Origin of the sequence: uncultured Salinicola sp. (assembly GCF_937921195.1) — a bacterium.
Lineage (GTDB): Bacteria > Pseudomonadota > Gammaproteobacteria > Pseudomonadales > Halomonadaceae > Salinicola.
The window spans coordinates 89424-106232 of sequence record NZ_CALFQK010000106.1 but is presented as its reverse complement, the minus strand read 5'-3'; the positions used below and the strand labels follow the sequence as shown (position 1 = coordinate 106232).

General features: G+C 61.6%; 18 protein-coding genes. 10 read left to right on the top strand and 8 right to left on the bottom strand.

Annotation, left to right across the window (positions count from 1 at the left end; all coding sequences use genetic code 11):
- Nucleotides 1-28: 28 nt before the first annotated feature.
- The 7 genes from Q0602_RS11480 to Q0602_RS11450 form a co-directional block, all read right to left on the bottom strand.
- Nucleotides 29-1522, bottom strand: coding sequence for a hypothetical protein (locus tag Q0602_RS11480; RefSeq protein ID WP_298843174.1), 1494 nt, complete (start codon nucleotides 1520-1522; stop codon nucleotides 29-31).
- A 1-nt stretch (nucleotide 1523) separates the two neighbouring features.
- The gene (locus Q0602_RS11475; protein ID WP_298843170.1) at nucleotides 1524-1748 is read right to left on the bottom strand and encodes a hypothetical protein; all 225 of its coding nucleotides are present in this window, start codon (nucleotides 1746-1748) and stop codon (nucleotides 1524-1526) included.
- Between the two features lie 172 nt (nucleotides 1749-1920).
- Nucleotides 1921-2364, bottom strand: a complete 444-nt coding sequence (locus Q0602_RS11470; protein ID WP_298843167.1) for a hypothetical protein — start codon at nucleotides 2362-2364, stop codon at nucleotides 1921-1923.
- A gap of 470 nt (nucleotides 2365-2834) precedes the next feature.
- Nucleotides 2835-3239, bottom strand: coding sequence for a hypothetical protein (locus tag Q0602_RS11465; protein WP_298843164.1), 405 nt, complete (start codon nucleotides 3237-3239; stop codon nucleotides 2835-2837).
- Between the two features lie 14 nt (nucleotides 3240-3253).
- Nucleotides 3254-4489, bottom strand: coding sequence for a hypothetical protein (locus Q0602_RS11460; RefSeq protein ID WP_298843161.1), 1236 nt, complete (start codon nucleotides 4487-4489; stop codon nucleotides 3254-3256).
- A 1-nt stretch (nucleotide 4490) separates the two neighbouring features.
- Nucleotides 4491-6929 (bottom strand): hypothetical protein, encoded by a 2439-nt coding sequence (locus Q0602_RS11455; protein WP_298843158.1) that lies wholly within the window; start codon nucleotides 6927-6929, stop codon nucleotides 4491-4493.
- Between the two features lie 29 nt (nucleotides 6930-6958).
- Nucleotides 6959-7426: a hypothetical protein gene (locus Q0602_RS11450; protein ID WP_298843155.1), complete on the bottom strand. Its 468-nt coding sequence runs from the start codon at nucleotides 7424-7426 to the stop codon at nucleotides 6959-6961.
- Between the two features lie 208 nt (nucleotides 7427-7634).
- Between Q0602_RS11450 and Q0602_RS11445 the strand changes: the two genes are divergently transcribed.
- The 10 genes from Q0602_RS11445 (at nucleotide 7635) to Q0602_RS11400 (ending at nucleotide 15580) form a co-directional block, all read left to right on the top strand.
- Nucleotides 7635-8984, top strand: a complete 1350-nt coding sequence (locus Q0602_RS11445) for a helicase HerA-like domain-containing protein (RefSeq protein ID WP_298843152.1) — start codon at nucleotides 7635-7637, stop codon at nucleotides 8982-8984.
- Between the two features lie 67 nt (nucleotides 8985-9051).
- A complete protein-coding gene (locus Q0602_RS11440) occupies nucleotides 9052-9504 on the top strand; it encodes a hypothetical protein (RefSeq protein ID WP_298843149.1) in 453 nt (150 codons plus the stop codon).
- A 1-nt stretch (nucleotide 9505) separates the two neighbouring features.
- Complete coding sequence (locus Q0602_RS11435) at nucleotides 9506-9730, top strand: hypothetical protein (RefSeq protein ID WP_298843146.1); 225 nt, start codon at nucleotides 9506-9508, stop codon at nucleotides 9728-9730.
- A gap of 271 nt (nucleotides 9731-10001) precedes the next feature.
- Complete coding sequence (locus tag Q0602_RS11430) at nucleotides 10002-11048, top strand: hypothetical protein (protein WP_298843144.1); 1047 nt, start codon at nucleotides 10002-10004, stop codon at nucleotides 11046-11048.
- 73 nt (nucleotides 11049-11121) lie between these two features.
- Nucleotides 11122-11667, top strand: coding sequence for a hypothetical protein (locus Q0602_RS11425; protein ID WP_298843141.1), 546 nt, complete (start codon nucleotides 11122-11124; stop codon nucleotides 11665-11667).
- Nucleotides 11657-12523 carry a hypothetical protein gene (locus tag Q0602_RS11420; protein WP_298843138.1) on the top strand — a complete coding sequence of 289 codons (867 nt, stop codon included), beginning with the start codon at nucleotides 11657-11659 and terminating at the stop codon, nucleotides 12521-12523. The genes Q0602_RS11425 and Q0602_RS11420 overlap by 11 nt, the downstream gene beginning before the upstream one ends.
- 23 nt (nucleotides 12524-12546) lie before the next feature.
- Nucleotides 12547-13197 carry an MT-A70 family methyltransferase gene (locus Q0602_RS11415; RefSeq protein ID WP_298843135.1) on the top strand — a complete coding sequence of 217 codons (651 nt, stop codon included), beginning with the start codon at nucleotides 12547-12549 and terminating at the stop codon, nucleotides 13195-13197.
- A gap of 103 nt (nucleotides 13198-13300) precedes the next feature.
- On the top strand, nucleotides 13301-13882 hold the full coding sequence (locus Q0602_RS11410) for a hypothetical protein (RefSeq protein WP_298843131.1): 582 nt from the start codon (nucleotides 13301-13303) through the stop codon (nucleotides 13880-13882).
- A gap of 78 nt (nucleotides 13883-13960) precedes the next feature.
- The gene (locus tag Q0602_RS11405) at nucleotides 13961-15049 is read left to right on the top strand and encodes an RIP metalloprotease (RefSeq protein WP_298843127.1); all 1089 of its coding nucleotides are present in this window, start codon (nucleotides 13961-13963) and stop codon (nucleotides 15047-15049) included.
- A 54-nt stretch (nucleotides 15050-15103) separates the two neighbouring features.
- Nucleotides 15104-15580: a hypothetical protein gene (locus tag Q0602_RS11400; protein WP_298843124.1), complete on the top strand. Its 477-nt coding sequence runs from the start codon at nucleotides 15104-15106 to the stop codon at nucleotides 15578-15580.
- 36 nt (nucleotides 15581-15616) lie between these two features.
- Here the strand turns inward: Q0602_RS11400 and Q0602_RS11395 are convergent, their stop codons facing one another.
- Nucleotides 15617-16750 (bottom strand): hypothetical protein, encoded by a 1134-nt coding sequence (locus tag Q0602_RS11395; protein ID WP_298843121.1) that lies wholly within the window; start codon nucleotides 16748-16750, stop codon nucleotides 15617-15619.
- Nucleotides 16751-16809: the final 59 nt, after the last annotated feature.

Below are 16809 nucleotides of genomic sequence, written 5' to 3'. Positions count from 1 at the left end.
AGGATGAACGGGATCGATATGGAAGCGATCATCCGCAATAGATGTTCGAGGCGTTGATCCTGCGCGCCCTGTAGCGCTCGTTGGCTCCGTCCTGGTAGGCCTGGATGACCGAAGGATCCGCATCTGCAGCTGGGGCCGGATATTCCGTCTCCGGACGCACCGACGAGCGCGATCCAACACCCGTGGCGGACCACTTGAAGGCGATGTCCGCACCGTTCCACGCCCAGCATCCGTTCGAGCTCGATGAAGCATAGGCCGTCGAGTTCGCATCGCTGGCGATCTGCATCGACCCGTCGGAGAGGATCGACGAGAGGATCGGACGATCGCTTCCGGCGCCCAACTGCGAGGACACCAGGTTCAGTTCGCCACCGTTGTTGAGCCAGACGAAGTTCGAGAGCTGCCCCGACGAACTGCGGAGAGACGAGTTCCTCAGGTCCACGTCACCCGCTGCGCGGATCCCATGCTGGCCCTGGTTGGCGAACGAGACGATGCTGTCCGTCGCCATGAACCTACCGCCCTGCAGCACGTCCATCGTGATCGAGGGATTGCCGTGCGGGAGCAGGTTCACCGATCCGACCGCGAAGAGACTGTCCCCCCGTCCCACGACGACGCGAGGACCCTTGATCGTCACGTTCTCGAAGAAGGTCGATGCGGGCACGTTCCACGCTCCGCCGGCGCCGACGTCCAGCCCACCCGTTCCGTTGCCGATGAGGCGCAGCTTAGCCCCCGAGTCGGCCGATGCCGCAAGGAAGCGCGACCAGATATCGGCAGAGGGGAAGACCGCATCCGCCATGTGGATGGTCATCGTATCCGGCGAATAACGGATGAAATGGGTGAGAGCCGCATTGATCGAGGTGGGCGTGGTAGCCGACTGGCCGTTGCCGTTGCCGTTGGAGGTCACCCAGAACTCGGCGGCAGCATCGGCCCCGGTTCCCACCGAGGCGACACCCGAGGGCATGGACACGACCCTGACGATCCCGCCTTCCACCACGGCCACGTTGTTCACCACCCGAATGTCACTGCAGTCGGGTGGGGTCTCCGACCTCGTCCCGGGCGAGACGATGAAGGCCACCGGATTGAAGAGCGTCTGCAGATCGCCGTCCATGGCCAGAGCGGAGGATACAACATAGCGCCCCGAGACCTCGGTCGCATAGTTCGAATCGCTCATCTGGACCGATGATACGGATCTGGTCGCGACCGATTCCAATTCCTCGGCCGAAAGCGATGCCACCGGGCAATAGAGGAAGGGGACCCCCGACACGGTCGAGTTCACCGCACCCACGTCATCAGGAAGGACCGACCACGGAACGGATCCGCTCGTTCCCGGAACGGGGGCCACCAGCTTGTCGACCCCGGGCAGCCTGCCCAGCGTTCCCACCAGACCGTCCGCCGCGACATCGAGGCGGCGGGTATTCTCCCTCTGCACCTGCATCTGGTTCTGTAGCGAGAGCTGTTCGAGCATGATGAAGCCCATCGTCGAGACGATGGAGATGCCGATCACTGCGAGGATGATCTGGAGCATGTCAGCGCATTCCCTTCTTCGCCAGCAGACGGTTCAGAGTCCAGCGCTGGAAGATTCCGTTGATGTCGATCGTGAAGCTCAGGAGGGCCAGAGCACCGAGAGCCGCAACCAGCGGCTGGCTCCAGGACCACGCGACGAAGAGCAGCGCTACGCCTGCGACGAGGTCCAGGTAGCGGCCGAAACCGGTGGTCCACATGATGACAGGGCGTGCGATGAACTTGAACAAGGATTCCTCCCGGGGAGATTCGTTGACCCCTTTTTTAGGATGAAACCGCCCGATTGTCCAAGAGGTAAATGAGAAGGTTCCCGAGAGAAGGGGAAAAAAGACGAAAGGGCGGAATGCCTAAGCATCCCGCCCTCCCTACCGACGGTCACCCGCCGGATCGTCACGCTCTGACTTAGAGGTCGGCGTAGAACGTGTTGCTGGTTTCGACGCAGCCCATCTTGCCCTGGCCGATGGCCGTCGGGGCGGTGTAGCCGTCGCCGAGGATGTTCTCGTTGACCTTGGCGCAGACTTCGTCCGACACGCCGGTCACGACGAAGGAACCAGTCGACAGGTCGCCGTCGGTTTCGCCGATGCCGGTCAGAGCGGGCGATTCCTTGAGGTAGGATTCGCCGTCGGCGCCGACGGCGGTCAGGTCAGCGACAGTGCCCGGAGCTTCGGCGTTCTCGACCTTGTAGAGGGTCGCAGCCGATTCGATGTTCGTGCCGGCGTTCTGCAGCGTGTTGGCCTGCGCACCGATCGAACCCGAGTTGAAGGCGTCGCCGCCGTAGAAGATGACCATGAGGGCCGCGGCAGCTGCGAGCAGGATACCGATGATGGTCAGGATGATGGTGGTCATTGAAAGAGTTCCTTCATTTCACTTGTGCCCGGGGCGGACTGTTTTGTTCGAGTCGGGAGGACGATGTCCCCAGTTCTTCCCGTCTCTAGGACCTGATGGCCCGGTGGTTCCGACCAGTGCGTGACGTTCACCCTTGGTCTGAGGGGCTTTTAGGAAGGAATCGGCCAAACAGACAACAGTCTCATCCTAAAAATTCCTCCTCCTAACACTTTTACCGTAACCACAATTCTCGATATTTCCTCCGAAACCCGCAGAATTCCGCCATGCTTGCAATAGCGGAAATGAACTTTAACCATCCGTAAATCTTCTTCCTTCATCCATGACCCCGGCGTTATCGATGCCATCAACCGCCCATATGCGGCGAATCATCCGTCTTCGGCCGCCAACTCGACGCGTGATTCGCGGGGCCGAAACGCAGAAAGGGCGGCCGATGGCCGCCCTTTCCCTCGTCTGATTCGCGCTCTGGGTCCTCATTCACCCGAGAAGGCGCCTCCGGTGGCCGGATCAGCGTTCATCGGCTCGAGCACGATCCGCATCGCATTGGCTCCCTCACCCGGGCACTGCGAACCGATGCACGCGGTCTTCATGCGCCATCCGGGGCAGAGGACCCCCACGACGCTCGCCTCGCCCATGCGGATGAGGCCCTCGTCCAGGCCCCTCTTGAGCCAGACGATGCGTCCCGGGATCTCGTCGACCTCCCCGCCCAGGGCAGTGAGGCGTCCCTTGCAGCTCGCCTGCTGCTCGGTGAAGCGAGCCGCATTGTCCTCGCGCGCCGACGAGATGAGGCTGACCATGACACCGGTCATCGCCAGGCTGAGGATACCCACGACGAAGAGGACGACTCCGATCGTGCGGCGCTGTTCTGGAAGAAGCATCTATCGTAACTCCGTTAGGGATTGGTCATGCCGGCGGGCGGCGGGGGCGATCCTGCCGGAGCCGGAAGGGGAGCCGGAGCCGACGGAAGCGGCGTCGCGCCCGGAGCGAGCGCATCCGGAGTCGCGGGTCCCTGGACCTCGCCACCCACGATGGCTCCGTCATCCCCGGGCGTGACGGCATTCACCTGCACATCGGCATAGTTGCTCTGATACACCGTGCGCCAACCATCGCTGTCCGAATACTCGAGACGTGCGACGAACTGGTTCGGACGGTCCGACTGCAACGACGACCATTGCATGACGGGAAGCTGCGTCACCGAGGTCGTCTTCCAGTCCGGCGGAACCTGCGTCCCCGGATCGAAGGCGTAGAAGGCCAGCGACGAGATCAACGCGATCCCGCCGATCGCCGCCGTGATGACGCCGGTCATGAACCACTGCTGGTATTGCTTGAACACCGGCGTCATGGCTCCGCCGCGCAGCGCATCGAGAGGAGGCTCTCCGTTGATGACCGGCGGCTCGATGTCCTCGCCCAGGATCTGGGTGTCGAAGCTGTCCGTCCGCGGCGAGTAGATCACCGTCAACTTGCGACGGACCATCGGCACTACGACGATGCGTCCCGGATTGTCCATCGCCAGCTTGTGGACCGACGGCAGGTAGGATCGTCCGACGCCCTCCTGGACCTCGATCAGGAAGCCCTTCCTCGTCTGGAGGACGCTGAAGTAGCAGTTCGAGGGACGATCGCTGTGGTTGAGCGCCTGGTGCCTCGCCGTCTCGATCGCGTCCTCCTTGGTGACGCCCGGCAGTTCCTCGATCTCGACCAGGACCGAGAGACGCGTCGTCAGCTCCTTCGCGTCCTCCTGCTCCTTGAGTTCCTTGGCCGCCTTGCGCGAGAGCTTGCGCTTCTTCTCGGGCTTGGCCTTCTCCGGCTTGCTGTCGTCGGCAGCCTCCCAGGGAAGGTCGTCATCAGTCTTCGCGGCCTTCTTCCTTCCGAAGAGACCCTTCGACTTCTTCTTCTTCGGTTCGGCTGCTTCGAGAGCTGCGTCGATGTCCGATCTATCGGCACGGTCGATCTCCATGATCTCGTCGCTCAGGCCGGTGCCCTTGTCCCCGTCATCGGACGGGAGGTCATCGTCGAAGGCGTCGAACTCGCGGTCCATGACGATGTCGCCATCATCCCCTGCGGACGACACCGACCTTCCCAGACCCTTGGAACGCGACTTGCCCGTGTCCTTCTTGCTGAAGATTCCCATCTCAGTCTTCCTTTTCGCCCTGCGTCATCGGCCTGATGAAGGATCGACGCGGTTCGGGTTCGGGTGTCGGATCGATCGTGACGATCGTGCTCGTGCTTCCTGCTTCGGGCGTGCTGACGGCGATCGGCTGACCTTCGACGACGGGGACCGCCGCGCCGTTGTCCATCGTGCCCGCATCCGGGATCGGTGTCGCGGCAGGAGCGCTTCCGGTGATCGTCTGATCGGGAGCCGGAACCGGATACGCCGGTTGGACCGGTGCGGCACCCGCCGGTTGCGGGCGACGAACGGGAGCCTGTTCGTCATAGTTCACGCCCGCCGCGCCCGGATCACGCAGGATGGCGCCTTCGGGAATGTAGGGATTCACCTCGGGCGGAGTGCTCGCACCCGGGACGACGACACCGCGCGGCGAGGGCGGCGATGCCGTCGTGACGCCGGCCGGCATCCTGTTGGCGGGTGTCGAGCCACCCTGACCGTAGTAGGACGGCACACCACCCTGGTTGTTGGTGGTCGGATCATTCGGAGCGGGGACCGCCGCACCCGGACGACCGGACACGCCGTAACTGCCCTCGTCATACGGGTTCACCGTCGTGCGCGTATCGAGAACCGAACGCGGCGCGACCGGAGAATCCGCCGTCTCGTAGACGGTCACGACCGGGCGCACGACCGCGAAGAGCCAGAACACCTCGTTCTGCTTCTGCCGCGAACCGATGCCGAACAGGCCGAAGGGACCGTTCCGCTGGTCCGAATTGAGCTCGCGCCTGATCCCGCCGAGGATCGTCGTCTGCCCTGCGGGCACGCGGAGGATCGAGTTGACGCCCTGCTCCCTCGTCCGCGGCTGCGTGAGCGTGCCGATCTGATCACCCGCGTCGAGCTGGACGAATTCCACGAGATCGACGAGCTTGAGGCCGATATCCATCGTAACGATGCCGGAGGTGTGATCGTAGCGCGGATCCACGTTCAAGGTCAGACCCGTCCCGAGTCTCTGCGTCTGGGAGCTGCCGAACGACCCACCGCCGAGGCCGCCGGTCAGGGTCGAACCCACACCCGAGACATAGGGGATGTCCTCGCCCGAGCGAAGGATGACCGGTGATCCCGAGAGGGTCCGCAGCTCAACGTTCTGTGCAACCGAGGTGTCACCCATGCGCGACAGGAAGTTGATCGCTCCGGCGATGGAAACCACGCGGTCGATCCCGAACACGTCGCCGAGATTGGCAGCGAAGCTGTTCGAGTTGATGGTGAAGACGCCGTTCTGCGACGTCACCGCATCGCCACCGTCCCCGGTGCTGCCCAGTCCGCTCACGTCCTGACCCAAGCCGAAGTTCAGGGCGGACCAGTCGAATCCGCGCTCGTCGTTGCGGGACATCGCGACCGTCACCAGGGCCACCTGCAGGGTGACCTCGGAGAGGTTGCCGGAGATCCGGCGCAGATAGGGCTCAATGATCTCGTTGTTCGTGCGCGGCGGAGCCGAGTAGAAAACCTGACCGGCACCGACCGAGCCGACGACCTGCGCGGCCCCGAGGCTCTGGAGCTCGTTCACCACCGATTGGATGACGTCCTGCTGCTGGAGAAGCGAGATCGAGTAGCGGCGCATGCCGCCGATCACGATGCCGTTCTGATACCAGACCGCGATGTTGCCGCTGTTTTCCAGCTTGCGCATTAGTTCGCCGACAGTGCCGCTGAAATAACGGAAAGGAAGGACGCGGTTGTAAAAGCTCGGTCTGTTATTTGCTTCACTGCGAGATGCGTAAATTTCCGCAGAACCATCCGGATTGCCGCGAATTCCCACCTCACTTGTGGTCATCGTCCCCTGCGTTGGGCTAGATGCAGAACCGCCACCATTGCCACTGGCCGCGCCTTCGATGGTAACATTCGCGTCATTCCCGCCGAACTGATCTCCACCAAAGCCGCCGTTGTTGAAGCCGCTGTTGCCGAACCCGTTGTTGCCGAAACCACCACCGAATCCATTCTGCTGGACGCCCGTCCCTCCCTTCACGGAGTTGGCGACCTGCTGATACTTCGACGCCGCCGTGAACGAACCGACCTCGCTCGAGACCTTCGCGGCCTCGTAGAGCGAGTTGTAGTCCACCGTGATGCTCACGCCCTCGATCTCCAGCAGCATCTGCAGGTCGGAAAGCGTCGGGACCTCCGAACGGATATCGATCTCGATGTGCTTCGCGAGGAGCGACTGCGGAGCGAGGTCGTTCATGGGCTTCGACACGAAGAGACCGCCGGGCACGCGGACGCGCTGGACCGCCGGCCTGCCGGAGAACATCGCGTCATAATTGCGTTCGGCCTGCGGGAACGAACCCGGGCTCTCTACGCTCGAGCGACGCTTCTCCTTGGCCTGGGCCATCGCCGGGGTCGCGATCATCGAGATGACGGCGGCGCTGGCCGTGAGCCTCGCGAGGCTCTTCACCATCCGCTTGGAATTGAATTTCATGTCCATGTTCTCCGTATCGATCCCGATTATCAGCAGCGCGCGTAGCGACGCGTGGCTTCGCTGTCCTTGAGTTCCTTGGTCGTGAAGTAGATCCGACGACCGACCTTGTCCCTGAAGATCGGGACATTGCGCGCGCAGCCCACGAAGGCGCCTCCATCGGAGATGAGCGCCGCGACCGGATCCTCGGCCTCGACGACCGCGGTCACGCCCGCGCCGCCAGCGATCGGGCTACCCGCGGGAGCTCCGGGCTGCGACGGAATGGCATCGGTACCGGGCGCACCGGGGGCGGCCGGGGTTCCCGGTGCGCTTTCGGCCGGTGCCGGGTTCTGAGCTTCGCGCTGGGCCTGCTGCTCCTGGTATTCCTGACGCGCGATCTGTTCGATCTGAGCGCGTGTCAGACCTCCATTCGATCGCGGAGCGAACGGATTCTCCTGAGCGACTGCGACGTCCGACACCATCATCAGCGACAGCGCGGTAAAAACGATGCGGGCTTTCATTCAACACTCCACGTCAAAACTGTTCGCTTCCCAAGGACCGACACGGGACCGATCTTCACGCAGTTATAGGACGAACTCCAAAGGCTCCCAACCATCCGGAAAACTTTTTTTGACGATCGTCAACTGTGCCCGATTTACGCATGCATGGGCCTGTTTTGGCGGAGGGGAAAAGCATCCTATAAGCCGTGCGAGAAGCAGGGAGCCAATCATGTCTCGCAATGCCATACTAATGGGAACGGAAGTGACGCCGTCCAACGGCGGCAAGCGCGATCTCGTGCATTGGCGCCCCGAAGCCACGATCAACGGGCACGGCCTCGTGGTCGGCGCGTCCGGCGTCGGCAAGACCCACCGCCTGCGTCTCATCGCCGAGAACCTCGCCTTCTCTTACGGAGCGCGGGTCATCGTCATCGATGTCCACGGCGACATCAACATCGACGGTGAGCAGAGGGCGGAGTTCAACGAGACATCGCCCTACGGACTCAATCCCCTGAAGGTGAATCCGGACCCCGCATCGGGCGGCGTCAACAGGCGGATCCGTGGATTCATCTCGATGATCAACCGCACATCGCACAAGCTCGGTGCCAGGCAGGAGGCCGCGATGCGGCGTCTCGTCGAGGACATCTACGAGAAGAACGGATTCGATGCCACCGATCCGCGCACTTGGGATCCCCGGAACAATCCGGATGCCCGGGGACGCTCTCGTAGCCAGGGCGTCTATCCCAACATCTCCGATCTCAAGCGTTACTCGCTCTACAAGTACAAGCAGCTCATGACGGGTGCGGGAGGCGAGGCCTTCAAGGCGCTCCAAGACCTGAACAAGACGATCAAGACGCTCAACCGTCAGGTCATCCGCACGCACAACGACGTAGCGGAGAAGCATGCGCTCGACTACCTCTCGCCGGAGGACACCGCGAAGCTCAAGAAGCTCCGGGACAAGGCGATGGGCTCCTACAGCGAGTTCATCAGCGCGGTGAAGACGGGCGACGAGGTCAACGATCTCCTGCGCTACACCGACATCCCCACGCTCGCCAGTCTCGTCGACAGGATCGACCATCTCGACAAGTCCGGCATCTTCAAGGACGCGCCGCCCGACTTCCGTTCCGGGCAGGGCATCCAAGTCTATGACATCCACTCGTTGGGACGCGACGAACAGCAGATGTTCGTGGACGTCCTTCTCGAGGATCTCTGGAACGAGCAGAAGGCGATGGGGCCGGTCTCGGAGCCGAACACGTTCATCATCATGGACGAGGCGTCGATCTTCGTGAACAACGATTCCGACCACATCATCAACATCCTGATCCGCGAGGCTCGCAAGTTCGGTCTCGGGATCATCTTCGCTTCCCAAGCCATCAGTCACTTCTCCGAGGACGTGCTCGCCAATGTCGGATTCAAGCTCATCCTCGGTGTCGACCAGATGTTCATCGCAGGCATGTCGCGCATGCTCAGGGTAGAGGCAGCGAAGATCGAAGCCATCCGTCCGAGGCAGAGCGCCCTCATCCAGTGCAAGGCGATCGGGGATCAGAGGAACGAATATGTCGACATCTACCTCTCACGCTGAGCCCTTGACGGTCCTCCGTCATGCTCGTGAATGCCGGTGGCTCTCCACTCCTCCTTTCGACGAGAGGATGAGCAGACGCATCGAGCGAACCCTCGCCGACGTGAAGGCGAGACTGCAGTCCGGGACCATCCTTCTCCACAGGACGCTCAGGATCTCCAGCCCACCGAGGAAGGTCGAGCTGGAGATGCTCCGTCTGGAAAGCGACGAGGATTCCGTGACGTTGACACCGATGAAGCTCGCTCACGGTCAGCGCAAGGACTGGGAGAACGTCTGCCCGGACCTCATAGCCGTCGCATCCGAGCTGGCGATGCGCTGGCCCGTGGCCGCAAGACCGGACGACATCGCACTGATGACCGACGGGTGCCATCTCTGGTTCAATCCCGGCCGCCCCGACGGATCCTTGCGATCCTGGATGATCGATCATCTCGACGGCTCGAGTCCCTGCGCCGTCATCCACAGGGGAGACGGGCCGATGCCATTCGATGCACCGCATACGGACGCGAACAGGGAGGGTCACTGAAATGAACGTATACATCATCAAGAAGGTCACCGGAGAAATACTTTCCGTGAACAGGACGATCACTGGTGTGGCGATGGAGGCCTACGGCCTCGATGTCACAAAAGTCGAAGGACGGAACGCCGAGAAGAACGAGATCGAGCGCGCCATGTCCTCCAAGCCCATGATCGAATGCCGCACATCGGATGATCAGGTCATCATCATCGAGCGTCATTATCTCGGAAACTGAAGGTGCCTCCAGTCCCTTCGATAACGCGCTGGGACGCGGTCTCCGGCGCGGACCTCGTCATCATGCTCGACCCTGGCCACTTCCCCATCGGGGCAGGGTGGTCATCTGCCGGGCTGTACATCTCCATGGAAGGAGGTCAGCTCGTCCATCTGTCGGGATCGGACAGGCTGATCACACACCTCGAGCGGAGAAATTCCATAATCGTGGTGGAAGCCGACGAAAGACCGTATAGAATAACCAGAATCAGGATACGGCGCATCGGAGGCGAAGAATGAATCTCTACGGGAAAAGGTCCGCAAGCACTCCCGAGAAGGAGCACGAGCAGGGCAAGGACAAGGAGAAGGACAAGGAGAGCATCTACGGGAAGCTCATCAAGCACGGTCTCGGCTCCATGACGACCAATGCCGTGCTCGGAGCGGTCGCCGAAGGTGTCACCGCCGGAGATCTTCCCGATGATCACGAATCCCTGTCCTCCCTGCCCGACATGCAGGGAGAGGTCATCCCCGGTCCCGCCGAAGGCGGAGGCTTCCTCGAGCGTCCCATCGCCGGAACCATGGCCGAATCATCCCTCGAGCAGTCCATGGAGCTCACCTACGGACATGACGGAGCGGCTTCGTCAGTCGGGGGCTCGGGTTCCATGACGGTAAACGGCCATACGATCGATGTTCCGGACTACCTTCCGGGAGCTGACTACGCCAAGCTCGCGATGGGCCAGTCCCTCGATGCGGGAGACGGTCTATCCATACTGATGGAGCAGGGGATGGGCGCCGGAACCCGCAATGCCATGTCGCAGAACGGCGGCGGGAGCAAGGATGACGGCAGCGAGGAATCATCCGGAGACGGGGGAAGCAGCGGCAACGGCTCCGGTTCAACCGGCAGCGACGAGAGCAGGCTCACCGAGAGAGCCGTCGGAATGGACGACCCCCTCGCCTCCCAGGCCTACACGACCGAGAGCGGCAAGGACGAGAATCCCGAAACCAAGGCGGAACGCGCCAGCAAGGAGAATGAGGAGATCCAGCTGGAGAAGGAAAACCTGGAGATCGAACACCGGGCGGAACTGCGCGAGGCACTGAGGACACAGGATCTGGGGACAGCCATCACCGAGAGGACCGGAAAGCACGGATCGCTCCGTCTCGAGACCCAGTTCGAAGCCCGTAACCCCGACAACGACCTGGAACAGAAGAAGGGTGACGAGCACATAACCGACGTCATGCGCTCCCCCAGATCGGCGACCAGGACCGACAACGACCAGATCCATCTCCTGACGCTCCTCCATGAGCAGGAAAAGGACAGTGACAGGGGAATCAGCCGGTTCTGACCAACCGAGGCATCTTTCATGGAAATCACGCAAGGGGCCGCACATGCGGCCCCTTTTCATTGGAGAAGAGAAAATGGATCCACGCACACGACGTCAGTTCTATGCGAAGACGGGCATAGCAGATCCCATCCCGCCCATCGCTCTCCAGCGCGAATGGCAGTATATCGATGACCGTCTTCCGCCGGAGGGCGAAGCCGACGGCGAGTTCAAGACCTTCACCAGCTGGGTGAACCATGCCGCATCCTGGATCGGATGGACCGGTGCGAAGTGCTTCGATGCGAAGGACCGTCCATGCAGGATCGGAGGCGATTTCATGCGAGCGCGCGACGAGGACACCTTCCCCGTCCGCTGGTACTTTCCCGACAGGTTCCCCACCCCCGTCATCCCGACGAAGGGCGAACTGGCTGCCCTGCGATACCTGCAGGGGACGCCGAAGGCCGACATCCGCGACATCCGCAAGATACCCGGAGCCGGGAACATGAGCTGGAAGCGCTTGGCCCTCCTCCTCGGAGAAGGCAACATCGGCCCCGGAGACAATGTGAGACAGATCGGCTCCGACGGTCTTGATCTCTGTCACGAATATACCGATCGCGCGACGAGGGCACGCAATGTCCGCTGATTCGCGATCCCAGCGCTGGCGTGATCGGCGCATGAGCTTCACCGGCAAGAGCCGCGTCATCGATCCGTCCATCCATGCGGTCGATGTCATACCCTGTCACAGCGTCGCCAAGCCCTTCGTGGAACGACATCACTATTCGTCCAGTTTTCCTGCCACGCGATTGTCCTGCGGCCTGTTCCGCAACGAAGGAGGGCGGTCATCACTTGTCGGGGTCGCCAGTTTCTCGGTCTCGATGAACTCCGCGGCCGGTCCGAAATACACCGGAATGGACGACGGGTCGTCAGTGGAGCTCGGCAGACTCGTGCTACTCGATCATATCGAGGGGAACGCGGAGAGCTGGTTCATGTCGAGAGCGTTCTCCCTGCTGCGTGCGGAGAAACCCTCGATCGAAGCCGTCTACGCCTATTCCGACCCCGTTCCGCGCATCGATCCCGAGCACGGGTTGATCATGCCTGGTCATATCGGCGAGATCTATCAGGCCCTCAACGCTCAATGCCGAGGACGATCGCGCTCCAGGACACATTACACGACCCCTGATCAAAAGCTCTTCAGCGAGCGGGCGCTATCGAAGATCCGCCTCGGGGAGCGAGGATCCGACTATGCCGAAAGGGACCTCATGGAGCGCGGCGCTCCTCGACGACTCGCAGGCGAAACCGGCCGGGACTGGATCGGTCGTCTCATGGACACCGGCTTCATCGGGACACGCCGACATCCGGGGAACTGGATATATGCATTCGGTCTGACGCGGAAGGCCAAGGCCAGATCCAGGTCCATGCCCACGGTGGAATATCCCCGGAGGACCGGTAATGGACGGGATGTGAGCAATCGGCAGGACGAACTCGATTTTGCAGCCTGAACATCCGATCCTATAATGCGTCCATGGATATCGACCTGTCCAGAGTTCCCGAAGAGATCATCAGTTCGAGGCCTCCGAGCTTCGATCTCCTGGGGGAATCCACGCGCAGATGGAAGGTCGTCTACATGACGCCTCCCTGGCTCTTCAAGCACAGGTCCAAGAAGGGCGACACACGCAAGCCGGGCGGAGTCGACACCACGACGCTCGGGTTCTCCGATCTGGCCCGTCTTCCCATGCCCATTCTCCTCGAGAAGGATGCGGTCGTGTTCATATGGGCGCCCGACACGCAGCTGAACCGGGTCCTGTCGCTGTTCGACATCTGGGGGCTGCGCTACAACGGCTTCGCGTTCTACTGGGCCAGGACCCGCGAGGACACCGACCTTACGGCGATGCATCACGAACGTGATCTTCCCATGGCCACCGGTTACATCACGCGCAGCAATCCCGTACCCATGATCATGGGCGTCCGCGGAGAGCCGTCCCTCAGGAAGCACCTGCAGGAGGACGGAACGCGCAAGACGCGCAAGGACATAAGGAAGCTGCAGTTCGCTCCGTATACCTCCGGAGGAGCACACCCACGCTTCAGGACCATGGTCGAGCAGATATACGATGGTCCCTATCTCGAGCTGTTCGGTCCCGGTGGCGGAGAATGGGATCACTGGAACGTGCTCTAGCGCCCCTCTTCCTGAGGATATGAGAGAGAGATTTCTGTTGAAGGAGGGGAAAAGGCCTCCGGCAGACTGACTCTCTGGAATCTCTCCAAGAAAGGAAAAGGATATGAGCTGGGGATATCGACTATCGATCCCGGAAAGCGCGCGCGCGAATGGAATCGAGGATGCCATGAAGTTCCATGGCAGGGTCGTCACCACCGGACGACAGGTGCCGTTCCTCGAGCGTCCCGGCGGTCGTTCGCAGTGGGGGCTGTCGCGCTACGGGCAGACCATGTTCAGCGGCAGCAAGCCACGGATCTTCTGGAACGCGAAGCGCGAATCACTGAAGACGAACGAGAAGTGGTCCCGACTCCTTCGCATGCGCGTCCTCATTCCCGTGGATGCCTACGTTGAGAGCTCTCCCACGCGGCGCTGGATGTCAGGCGAGCGGGCATGGGTGCCAGGTCTGATCGATCCCTCGCGTGACGGCGGGATCGTCACCATCACCGAATCGGTCGATCACGGCGGTGTGCCCATTCTCCTCGATCAGGAATCCGGTCTCGCATGGCTGAACGCCAATCAATGGGACGCCGTCTCGACCCTCGACGGAAATAGGGTCGAGTTCACCCAGGCCGACATATTCCTCTCGGCCAAGCTCGACACCGAATCGAAGGCAAGTCCTCCGGTCACCGGGAGGAAGGCAGCCTGATCCATCCTCAAAACAGTTGACCACGAAGACCATGCGGCGCACACCACCGGACAATGAATCCAATGGAGTGCGTCGCACATGGTCGTCCAGTTCGTGATAACGGCAATACTCAGCTTCCTCCTGGTAGTCGTCACCCTGGTGATACTCCACGAGTTGGGACATTATCTCGCCGCACGGGCGTTCGGCCTGATCCCCAAGGCGTTCTCCGTCGGCATGGGTCCGGAACTGGCCGCTGCCGTCGACAAGAAGGGAACACGCTGGAAGCTCAGCGCCTTCCCAATCGGAGGATACGTCAAGTTCGCCGGCGAGATGCACCCGGTCCCGGGTAGGGAGTCCACGGGAGAGAAGCACGATTTCTCCCTTCTCCCACGATGGAAGAGAGCGGTCATCATCGCGGCCGGGCCTGCGATGAATCTCGTCATCGCAGCGATAATCTTCCTCGTTCTCGCGATGTCCTTCGGCAAGGTGGTGGTCGAGCCGCGCGTGTCCCATGTCGACATCGATGGTCCGGCCTACGCCTCCGGCATCAGGGACGGCGACGCAGTCGTCGGCTGGAACGGCGAACCGGACCCCCACATGCAGACCCTTTCGAGGTCCATCCGGATGAATCCCGGCGAACCGATATCCCTGACCGTCGAGCGTGATGGAAATACGAACACGCATGAGATGACCATCCGAAGGGATGACATGACGGACGAATTCGGCAACCGATACGAGGTCGGGACCCTCGGACTGTCCTTCCCGCAGCACAAGCAGGAAGTCCGCGGTCTGGCCGACGTGATCGATGTCTCTCTCACCGAGACGGTCAGGCTCTTCCGCCTGCAGATCGTCTCCGTCGGACAGATACTCACAGGGAAGAGGAGTCTGGACGATCTGAGCGGACCCATCCGCATGGCGAAGATGAGCGCCGAACAGCTATCCCTCGGGTGGATACAGCTGGCCTACTTCGCCGCACTCATATCGATCGCGATCGGCTTCATGAACCTCCTGCCCATACCTGGTCTGGACGGAGGATACCTTGCAATCTACGCTTTCGAGGGCGTCTCCGGCAGGAACCTCGAGGAGATGACTCTCAAGAGAGTGGTCGTCTGCGGATACGCCATACTCGCCCTGCTCATGGTCTTCTCCTTCACGAACGACATCAGGATCGTCTTCCTGGGAGGATAGGATCTCGGGAATTGCCCCTTGGGGTGGAAAAAAGATACGAAAGAGGAGAACGTCATGGGGAATCTCAGGACAATGGCGCGGCCGGTTGCCGCAACCGCATCGCGAGACATCGTGCCGGTGCCCAATCGCGAGACGTTGCCCACCGTGCAGGATCAGGTCAGCGGCGCACAGCAGGCGCATGCCGTCCTTCCCAACGGACAGAACATCAGCGTCGTCACCAACCACAACATCCATCTGCCCTTCAAGGACTGGCTCCTCCGCGGCATCCTAGGCTCCGTGGGATCGCTGTTCGCATTCCCCTTCCGGGTGGTCGGCAACGCCATCAACGGCCTCGTCGACGGCGTCATCGGGATCGTCAAGATGGCGATCATCCTCATCCTGGCGCCGACCCTCATCTGGCTCGGGATGCAGCTTCTCGCAGAGATGAAGGAGCAGGAGAGCATCGAGGCGGGCACCGCCACGGTCGTCGACCATGCGGGATCCATGGTCTCCGGGATCGGCAAAGGGTTGGACGGGAAGAAGGGCGAATAACGCCTTCCTTCCCGTATTCACCAGCTCATGTAACGATCATGCGTTGAGATACTGCTTCTTGCTGGTCGTGGCGGCCACCAGCCTGTCATAGGTCTTCCCGTCACGACCGGCAGTGGTCGCATTCACGGCCGACAGATACATGTCGGGAACGACATCCACGGATGACAGATGGAAGAATCTGTCCTTCTCCGACTCGAGATCGAAGAACGCATCCGGGTCCGATCTGGCCAGATCCAGCAAGTATGAGGCCTGGAGCGGATCGAGTCCGAAACCGATGCACAGGGTGCGGATGCCCACCACACCGGCCGACCGCTCGATCACCTCGAAGTTCATGACGACAGAGAGGCCTTCGATGGGCTTACCGATCCCCAGCGAGTTCAGCCCGTCAACGACCATGGCGAACCAGTTGCGGCCCGCCGGCGTATCCAGATCGACATCCCGCTTGGCGGCGTTCGAGAGGAGCGATACGGTACTGGCGGTCCGTCTCCGGTCGAACTTCACGGACCTGTCCTTGCGTGAAAGGAAGTCCTTCTCCGAGAAGACCGGGAGCTGAGGGCATTTTCCACCGGACATTCTCGCCCTCAGCAGGTCCCAGGCCACCGGCCGCCTGAAGAACACCGACTCCGAGAGGGGAAGATTCGAATCCTGCGATATGTCCCTGATCTCATCCCAGGATAGCGCCGCGATCGTCACGAACACCTCGGCGTCATCGGACCTCGGATCCGTCGAGGTCCGTGACGACAGCAGCTTGGGGATCTCGTCGAGAAGCAGGAACTCCGTCTTGTCCTCGTCCACGATGGACGCGACGGTACGAGCCACGTCCTCCGAAAGATCGGCCGCGATCGGCACCATGATCGAGGAACCCATTCCCTCGATCACCGCGACGACACCCCACTCCTCCCCGGCCTTCTGCAGGCGCGTCGGCTCGTCCTCGGCCTTAAGGCGTTCAACGGTCAGGCCACGCAGGCCGATGGAGTTCCATCCGTGATCATCCGGATAGACCGGTATGAAGGATCGCTCGGACGCGACGCCGATGGCCTGCTTAAGGGCGATCACCACAGCCCGCTTCGGATTCTTCGGATTGCTCGGAAAGTCCAGACCCCATCGGGCCACGACCTTACGGGATATGTCGGTCAGCTTGCGATCGAACTTGGTCATTTCTTCGGTCATGAAGGATCCCATGGGTGTGTGCATTCACCCCTGACTTATAGGAAGGAAAGACAGCCTTC

Bases quoted from the DNA above. Each gene is read 5' to 3' on its own strand.
- Q0602_RS11400 (WP_298843124.1), top strand. From the start codon at position 15,104: ATGGGGAATCTCAGGACAATGGCGCGGCCGGTTGCCGCAACCGCATCG.
- Q0602_RS11440 (WP_298843149.1), top strand. From the start codon at position 9,052: ATGAGCAGACGCATCGAGCGAACCCTCGCCGACGTGAAGGCGAGACTG.
- Q0602_RS11405 (WP_298843127.1), top strand. From the start codon at position 13,961: ATGGTCGTCCAGTTCGTGATAACGGCAATACTCAGCTTCCTCCTGGTA.
- Q0602_RS11450 (WP_298843155.1), bottom strand. From the start codon at position 7,426: ATGAAAGCCCGCATCGTTTTTACCGCGCTGTCGCTGATGATGGTGTCG.
- Q0602_RS11455 (WP_298843158.1), bottom strand. From the start codon at position 6,929: ATGAAATTCAATTCCAAGCGGATGGTGAAGAGCCTCGCGAGGCTCACG.
- Q0602_RS11465 (WP_298843164.1), bottom strand. From the start codon at position 3,239: ATGCTTCTTCCAGAACAGCGCCGCACGATCGGAGTCGTCCTCTTCGTC.
- Q0602_RS11410 (WP_298843131.1), top strand. From the start codon at position 13,301: ATGAGCTGGGGATATCGACTATCGATCCCGGAAAGCGCGCGCGCGAAT.
- Q0602_RS11430 (WP_298843144.1), top strand. From the start codon at position 10,002: ATGAATCTCTACGGGAAAAGGTCCGCAAGCACTCCCGAGAAGGAGCAC.
- Q0602_RS11415 (WP_298843135.1), top strand. From the start codon at position 12,547: ATGGATATCGACCTGTCCAGAGTTCCCGAAGAGATCATCAGTTCGAGG.
- Q0602_RS11460 (WP_298843161.1), bottom strand. From the start codon at position 4,489: ATGGGAATCTTCAGCAAGAAGGACACGGGCAAGTCGCGTTCCAAGGGT.
- Q0602_RS11480 (WP_298843174.1), bottom strand. From the start codon at position 1,522: ATGCTCCAGATCATCCTCGCAGTGATCGGCATCTCCATCGTCTCGACG.
- Q0602_RS11470 (WP_298843167.1), bottom strand. From the start codon at position 2,364: ATGACCACCATCATCCTGACCATCATCGGTATCCTGCTCGCAGCTGCC.
- Q0602_RS11420 (WP_298843138.1), top strand. From the start codon at position 11,657: ATGTCCGCTGATTCGCGATCCCAGCGCTGGCGTGATCGGCGCATGAGC.
- Q0602_RS11395 (WP_298843121.1), bottom strand. From the start codon at position 16,750: ATGACCGAAGAAATGACCAAGTTCGATCGCAAGCTGACCGACATATCC.
- Q0602_RS11425 (WP_298843141.1), top strand. From the start codon at position 11,122: ATGGATCCACGCACACGACGTCAGTTCTATGCGAAGACGGGCATAGCA.
- Q0602_RS11435 (WP_298843146.1), top strand. From the start codon at position 9,506: ATGAACGTATACATCATCAAGAAGGTCACCGGAGAAATACTTTCCGTG.
- Q0602_RS11445 (WP_298843152.1), top strand. From the start codon at position 7,635: ATGTCTCGCAATGCCATACTAATGGGAACGGAAGTGACGCCGTCCAAC.